The sequence below is a fragment of the Micromonospora sp. NPDC049139 genome, assembly GCF_055586845.1.
Genome location: NZ_JBVJHK010000026.1, coordinates 83,994 through 90,322, shown reverse-complemented (window position 1 = coordinate 90,322; position 6,329 = coordinate 83,994). Strand labels below are relative to the sequence as shown.

Annotated in this window: 6 protein-coding genes and 1 pseudogene; 2 read left to right on the top strand and 5 right to left on the bottom strand. The window is 72.4% G+C overall.

What is annotated here, in order from left to right; genetic code table 11:
* Positions 1–551: 551 nt before the first annotated feature.
* Entirely contained in the window at positions 552–1,838 is a 1,287-nt protein-coding gene (gene tyrS / locus ACZ6Q9_RS30620; protein ID WP_393269245.1) for a tyrosine--tRNA ligase, read from the bottom strand.
* 79 nt (positions 1,839–1,917) lie between these two features.
* Between tyrS and ACZ6Q9_RS30615 the strand changes: the two genes are divergently transcribed.
* Entirely contained in the window at positions 1,918–2,328 is a 411-nt protein-coding gene (locus ACZ6Q9_RS30615; protein ID WP_350709852.1) for a PaaI family thioesterase, read from the top strand.
* A 33-nt stretch (positions 2,329–2,361) separates the two neighbouring features.
* On the opposite strand, the pseudogene ACZ6Q9_RS30610 reads toward ACZ6Q9_RS30615, so the two are convergent.
* From ACZ6Q9_RS30610 to ACZ6Q9_RS30600, 3 genes and pseudogenes are all read right to left on the bottom strand, one after another.
* A pseudogene (locus tag ACZ6Q9_RS30610) lies at positions 2,362–3,680 on the bottom strand (hemolysin family protein).
* Positions 3,681–3,810: 130 nt separating this feature from the next.
* Positions 3,811–4,455, bottom strand: coding sequence for a hypothetical protein (locus ACZ6Q9_RS30605; RefSeq protein ID WP_393459084.1), 645 nt, complete (start codon positions 4,453–4,455; stop codon positions 3,811–3,813).
* 54 nt (positions 4,456–4,509) lie between these two features.
* A complete protein-coding gene (locus ACZ6Q9_RS30600) occupies positions 4,510–4,992 on the bottom strand; it encodes a GNAT family N-acetyltransferase (RefSeq protein WP_396830551.1) in 483 nt (160 codons plus the stop codon).
* A 167-nt stretch (positions 4,993–5,159) separates the two neighbouring features.
* Here ACZ6Q9_RS30600 and ACZ6Q9_RS30595 point away from each other — a divergent pair, with 167 nt between their 5' ends.
* Positions 5,160–5,405, top strand: coding sequence for a hypothetical protein (locus ACZ6Q9_RS30595; RefSeq protein WP_396830550.1), 246 nt, complete (start codon positions 5,160–5,162; stop codon positions 5,403–5,405).
* 161 nt (positions 5,406–5,566) lie between these two features.
* Here the strand turns inward: ACZ6Q9_RS30595 and ACZ6Q9_RS30590 are convergent, their stop codons facing one another.
* Positions 5,567–6,223: an SGNH/GDSL hydrolase family protein gene (locus tag ACZ6Q9_RS30590; RefSeq protein WP_393269229.1), complete on the bottom strand. Its 657-nt coding sequence runs from the start codon at positions 6,221–6,223 to the stop codon at positions 5,567–5,569.
* Positions 6,224–6,329 lie beyond the last annotated feature (106 nt).

Sequence of the window (6,329 nt, the reverse complement as noted above, 5' to 3'; positions counted from 1 at the left end):
TTTGGCACTGGCTTATCAAGCACCCTGTTGAGTTCTCAAAGAACAACCACACACCGCCCGGAAACCCCACACCGTGGAGCCCCCGACCCGGGGCAATTTCGTTCACATCCCCGCCGCTCTCGCGCCGGGCACTTTTACTACATTACCCGGCGGTTTCCGCCGTGTCAAACCGCTCTGTCGCGACCCGCACCACTTCAACCCAATTTCCGGGCACCATGACCAGACCGGCTTCCACCGTTTTCCGATCGCGGCTTCCGACAGACCGGCCGCCGCGGTCTCCCGCGAACTCGCCCGGTTTCCTGCCGGCGTCGAACCTTACCCGGTCGGCTCCGCCTCACCAAATCCGCCTCGCGGCGAATCCGGGGCACCGCCCGGTCCCGAACCCGAGGAGTGCAACCCCTCGAACCGGAAGCTCGTTGCCACGCTCCGGCCTCCAGGACTTTCGCCCCGTTTCGTCCGTTCCGCGCTGGCAGAGAGAAAGTTACGCCCCCGGCGGATTGATCGTCAAATCCACCGGGGGCGTCGCCCGTCACACAGGCACGGGCGTACGGCTAGCTGCGCAGCTCGACCCCGGCGAACGACCGCTTGCCGCGGCGCAACACCAGGTACCGGCCGTGCAGCAGGGCCTCCGGACTCACGGTGGCGTCGGTCTCGGTGACCCGGTTGTTGTTGACGTAGGCACCGCCCTCGGCGATCACCCGGCGGGCCTCCTTCAGGCTCGGGACCAGCCCGGAATCGCGCAGGAGCCCGGCGACGTCGGGCAGCTCGTCGAGGTGGACGAGGCCGGCCTCGGTCAGCGCGGCGCGCAGCGTCGCCGGCGTGAGCTCCTCCAGCGAGCCCCGACCGAAGAGCGCCTGACTGGCGGCGACCACCTGTGCCATCTCCCGCTCGCCGTGCACGAGCGTGGTCAGCTCCTCGGCGAGCGCACGCTGTGCCGCCCGGGCGGCCGGCCGCTCCGCCGTCTCCTTCTCCAGCGCCTCCAGTTCCTCCCGCGAACGGAAGCTGAAGTAGCGCAGGTAGCGGCTCACGTCCCGGTCCTCGACGTTGACCCAGAACTGGTAGAACGCGTACGGGCTGGTCATCTCGGGGTCGAGCCAGATGGCACCGCCCTCGGTCTTGCCGAACTTCGTCCCGTCCGACTTCGTGACCAGCGGGGTGGTGAACGCCTGCACCGGGCCGGCGCCGCGCCGGCGGATGTAGTCCACCCCGGCCGCGATGTTGCCCCACTGGTCGGAGCCGCCGAACTGGAGCTGGCAGCCGTGCCGGCGGTGCAGCTCGAAGAAGTCGTTCGCCTGGAGCAGCTGGTAGCTGAACTCGGTGAAGCTGATCCCGCTCTCCAGCCGCGCCTTGACCACCTCCCGGGCCAGCATCCTGTTGACCGGGAAGTGCTTGCCGACGTCGCGGAGGAACTCGACCACCGACATCTCGCCGGTCCAGTCGAGGTTGTTGACCAGTTGCGCGGCGTTCTCGCCCTCGTACGAGACGAAGGGGGCGAGCTGGTCACGGATCCGGGCCACCCAGCCGGCGACCACCTCGGGCGGGTTGAGGGTCCGCTCGGCGCTCTCCTTCGGGTCGCCGATCTGGCCGGTCGCGCCGCCGACGAGCAGCAGCGGCCGGTGCCCGGCGAGCTGGAGCCGACGGGCCGTGGTGACCTGCATGAGGTGGCCGACGTGCAGGCTCGGCGCGGTCGGGTCGAAACCCACGTAGTAGGTGGCGGCACTCCCGTCGAGCAGCGTACGCAGCTCGTCGAGGTTGGTGGAGTCCTGGATCAGGCCGCGCCACCGCAGGTCATCGGTCAGGGAGTCCCGCCCGGGCGGCGGGAGGCTGCTGTCGGTCACGGTCACCCATTCTCCCCCATGACCGGGGACCCGCCGTAGCGGGTTTACGCAGCGGGCGGCGGCGTAGGCTGGCGACGCCATGATCGGGAAGGGGAACGCCGTGGACATGCCGGATCTGACGGGCGGCTTCGTCGCCCTGCTCGGCCTCAAGTTCGACGAGGTCAGCGGGGACCGCGTGGTGATCCGCTGGCAGGTCCGCCCCGAGCTGCACCAGCCGTTCGGGATCCAGCACGGCGGCGTGTACTGCTCGGTGGTCGAGACCGCGGCCAGCGTCGGCGGGTCGGTGTGGCTGGGCGACCGGGGGCGGGTCGTCGGCGTGTCGAACCAGACCGACTTCCTGCGCGCGGTCCGCGACGGCGAGCTGACCGCCGTGGGCACCCCCGTACACCGGGGGCGCAGCCAGCAGCTCTGGCAGGTGGAGATCACCGACGCCGACGCCCAGCTCGTCGCCCGCGGCCAGGTGCGACTGCAGAACCTCTCCCCCGCCTGACCCGCACCCCGGCCAGGGGCGCGGTGGCGACGCTCAGCCGCGGACCTCGTCCAGCACCGGCTCCCCGGCGTCGTCGCGCGGCGGCGCGGCCGGCCGGCGCAGCCGGACGCCGGTGATCGCGCGGTGGTCGATGCGGGCCACCTCCAGCTCCCAGCCGTCCACGGCGACGCTCTTCCCCGCGACGGTGGGGATGTGGCCGAGGCAGGTGAGCACCAGGCCCGCGATGGTGGTGTAGTCGCCGCCGGGGCGGCCGGGCAGCTCGACCCCGACGTCGGTGAGGTCGTGCACCGGGAAGGTGCCGGGGAGCAGCATGGCACCGTCCGGCTCGGTGCGCACGGCACGCACGTCCCGGTCGGTCTCGTCGTAGATCTCCCCGACGATCTCCTCCAGGATGTCCTCGAGGGTGACGATCCCGTCGACCGCCCCCCGCTCGTCGACCACCAGGGCGATGTGCTGACGCTCGGCCTTGAACTGGCGCAGCGCGTCGACCACCGGCAGCGAGTCCGGCAGCAGCATCGGCGGGCGGAGGCACTCGTCGACCGGCCGGTCGTCGCGGACGCCGACGAGGTCGCGCAGGTGGATCACCCCGACCGCGTCGTCCAGGCCGCCGTGCCGGACCACCGGCGCCCGGGAGTGGCCCGTGGCGGCCAGCAGCAGCCGCGCGGCCTCCGCGGTGGTACCGCTGTCGAGCGTGAAGACCTGCAACCGTGGTACGAGCACCGCCTTCAGCTGGCGGTCCGCGATCTCCACCGCCCCGGCGATGATCGTCCGCTGCTCCTTGGTGAAGCCGTGGTTGCCGGAGACGATCTCCCGCAGCTCGTCGGGGCCGATCTCGTCGGGCTCGTGCTCGGGATTGAGCCCGACCAGGCGTACGACCAGGTCGCTGGTGGCGCCGAGGGCCCAGACGGCCGGGTGAGGGTGGCCAGCAGGTCCAGCGGGCGGGCCACCAGCAGCGCCCACCGCTCGGCGGCCTGCATGGCGATCCGCTTGGGGGCCAGCTCGCCGAAGACCAGGGTGACGAAGGTCAGCGCGAGGGTGACCACCACGATGGCGACGGTCTCCGCGGCGCCGCCCAGCGCGCCGAGCAGCGGCACCAGGGGCCTGGCCAGCGACACCGCCGCGGCGGCCGAGGCCAGGAAGCCGGCGAGGGTGATGCCGACCTGGATGGTGGCCAGGAACCGGTTCGGGTCCTTGGCGAGGCGGGCCAGCACCCGGCCGGCGCGGCTGGTGCGTTCCAGCCGCTGGACCTGGCTGTCCCGCAGCGAGACCAGCGCCATCTCGCTGCCCGCGAAGACCGCGTTGAGGACGACCAGGACACCGACCAGGGCCAGTTGGCTCCAGATGCTCTGCACGCCCGGCTCTCCTCACGCGCCACCGGTGCCCGTCGCACGACCGGCACCGCCGGCCGAAGGACCCGGCCGGCGTAGGCCAGTCTGTGCCCACCGGGCCGGCCGGTGAATCCTCGCCCGGCCGGGGAAGTGGTCAGGCTCGCTCGGCGACCGGCGGGGCCGTCAGGTCGAGCACGTACGAGCGGCCCTCGGGGCGGAAGCCGAGCCGGTGGTAGTAGGGGGCGACCATGCCGGGCGGGGTGACCACCCGGCGGAACCCCCGGTCGGTGAAGAGGCGGCTGCGCCGGTAGACGAACTCGCCCGGGGTGAAGTCCCGGAACCGCCGGGTGACGTAGTCGAGGTCGACCTGCGCCACGCCGTCGGGCTCGGCGTGCGACAGCACCACGCCGACCACCTCGTCGGCCCGCAGCACCAGGAAGGCGGAGCGCTCGGCGGGGGTGCCGGGCGGCCAGCGGAAGCCGGGGTTGAAGCGGGCGATGTCCGTGCCGTGGACGCGCAGCGTGTGGGCGAGGAACTGGTCGTCCACGCCGACCTCGACCACCTGGTAGGTCGCCTCGTCGTGGCGGGTGGCGAGCATGGCGCGCAGGTACCAGACGTTGATCACGGCCAGCACGACGTTCAGCCCGACCATCGGCCAGACCTGCACCGCGGCGTTGTAGCCGATCAGGATCAGACACCCGAGCAGGTTCAGGGCACGCAGCCGGAGGATGCGCGTCTGCAGCAACGACCAGACCAGCAGCGCCGAGCCGGTCCAGCCGATGAGTTCCAGCCAGTCCACCCCGCGAGAGTAGTGGTCACCCGGGTCGGCCCGCTCGGTGGGCGCGGGGCCGGGTCAGCGGTCGGCGAGCTCCAGCACCCACTCCTCCACCTCGGCGCCGCGGCCGTTGGCGTACCCCCTGTCCTCGCCCGTGACGACGAAGCCGCACTTGCGCAACACGGCGAGCGAGGCCCGGTTGTCCTTGGCGGCGCGGGCGTGCACGGGCCGCTGGGGCAGCTCGCGCAGCAGGGCGGCGAGCGCGGCGGTGGCGTAGCCCCGGCCCCAGCGGCGCGGGTCGATCCAGTAGCTGACCTCGGTCTTGTCGTCGACCGGGAAGGCGGTCACGTGGCCGACCACCTCGTCGTCGACGACGGCCGTGCGGGCGACGATCCGCTCGTCGGCGCGGACCCGGCGCCAGTGCGCGTCGAACCGCGCCCGGTCGGTCGGGTCCTCCGGGCCGAAGGCGGCCATCCAGTTGGCCTCGACGTCCTGCTCGTGGTCGAAGAAGTGGGGCAGGTCGTCGTCGCGTACGGGGCGCAGGCGCAGGTCGGCGGTCACGGGCCCGAGGATAGGGCCAGGCGGTGACATCGCGGACCTCGCGTCACGTCCGCTCCGCCGCGTTCGCCAGGCCCGGCCGCGCCCCCGATCACGCCCAGGGCGGACACGGACGCCCGTCGGTGCGTGATTCGGGCGCGCCGGGCCGGCGCCGCACGGACAATGAGCGGATGACACGAGCGGTACGGGGCAGGCGGGCGGGCGGGCCCCCCGTCGGCACGGCGGCGGGCGCGCGGGCGGGCGCGGTGTCGCTCGGGGCGCTTGCCGTGGGCGCGCTGGCCGTCGGGGCCGTCGCCGTCGGGGCGCTGGCCATCGGTCGGCTGGCGATCCGCCGGGCCGTCGTGCGGGAGTTGCGCATCGGCCGGCTGGAGATCGACGAACTGGTGGTGCGCGAGCGCCCCGCCGGCGACGGGTAGCGGCCCGACGGTTACGCGCGGCTGTCGACCGAGACGTGATGAACTCCGCGCTGGTCGTCGTCCATCCGCTCAGCGATCCCGTCAGCGCCCGCCAGCCGACGAGCCCGGTGGAGAGGTCGTCGGCGGACATCCCTGGTCCCGCCGTCTCCTCTCGCGGATCGTCACGGGACGGCTGTCGGGGCGGTTGCCAGGTCCCGGGCGGCGACCGCCCGCAGCCACTGCTGGGCCAGCAGGGCGTGACCCGGTTGCGTCAGGTGCACGCCGTCCGCCGTCCAGACCTGCTCGTCGGCTGTTCCGGCACCGAACAGGTGGTCCACCGTCACCAACGTCGCGTCGAAGTCGACGGCCAGTTTGCGCACCACGTCGGCCTTCGGCCCGAGGTCTTCGCGCCATGCCCGCTGTCCGTCGTCGAGCGGGATGAGGAAGGGCTCGATCAGGATGACAGCGGCGTCGAGCCGCCGTCGGGTCAGGTCGAGGATGTGCCGGTAGTCGCGTTCGAACTCCTCCACAGTGGTGGGGTCGTCGGCACTGTACCGGCGCCAGGTGTCGTTGATGCCGATCAGCACCGACACCACCTGCGGCGCGAGCCGCAGGCAGTCGTCGTCCCACCTGGCGCGCAGGTCGCGGACCCGATCGCCGCTGACGCCCCGGTTGAGGAAGGTGACGGCGTGCTGCGGGTGCCGGGCGGTGAACCAGGCCGAGGCCATCATGGCGTATCCGCCACCGAGGTCGTCGGACCGCTCGCGGTTGCGTCCCGCGTCGGTGATGCTGTCGCCGATGAACAGCACCCGTCCGCCGGGTGGGATCTCTTCTGTCATCACGAGCCTCCATTGCTTCGCGTGGGTCGGTGCCGGAGCCGGGCAGGGCGATCGTACGCGTGCCCGGCTGAGAGGTCGGCTGGGCAGAATCGTGGTAGGGGGCCGG

What these genes read in the sequence shown, in the direction of transcription:
- ACZ6Q9_RS30615 (WP_350709852.1), top strand. Translation starts at nt 1,918, where the DNA reads ATGATCGGGAAGGGGAACGCCGTGGACATGCCGGATCTGACGGGCGGC.
- ACZ6Q9_RS30595 (WP_396830550.1), top strand. Translation starts at nt 5,160, where the DNA reads ATGACACGAGCGGTACGGGGCAGGCGGGCGGGCGGGCCCCCCGTCGGC.
- ACZ6Q9_RS30590 (WP_393269229.1), bottom strand. Translation starts at nt 6,223, where the DNA reads ATGACAGAAGAGATCCCACCCGGCGGACGGGTGCTGTTCATCGGCGAC.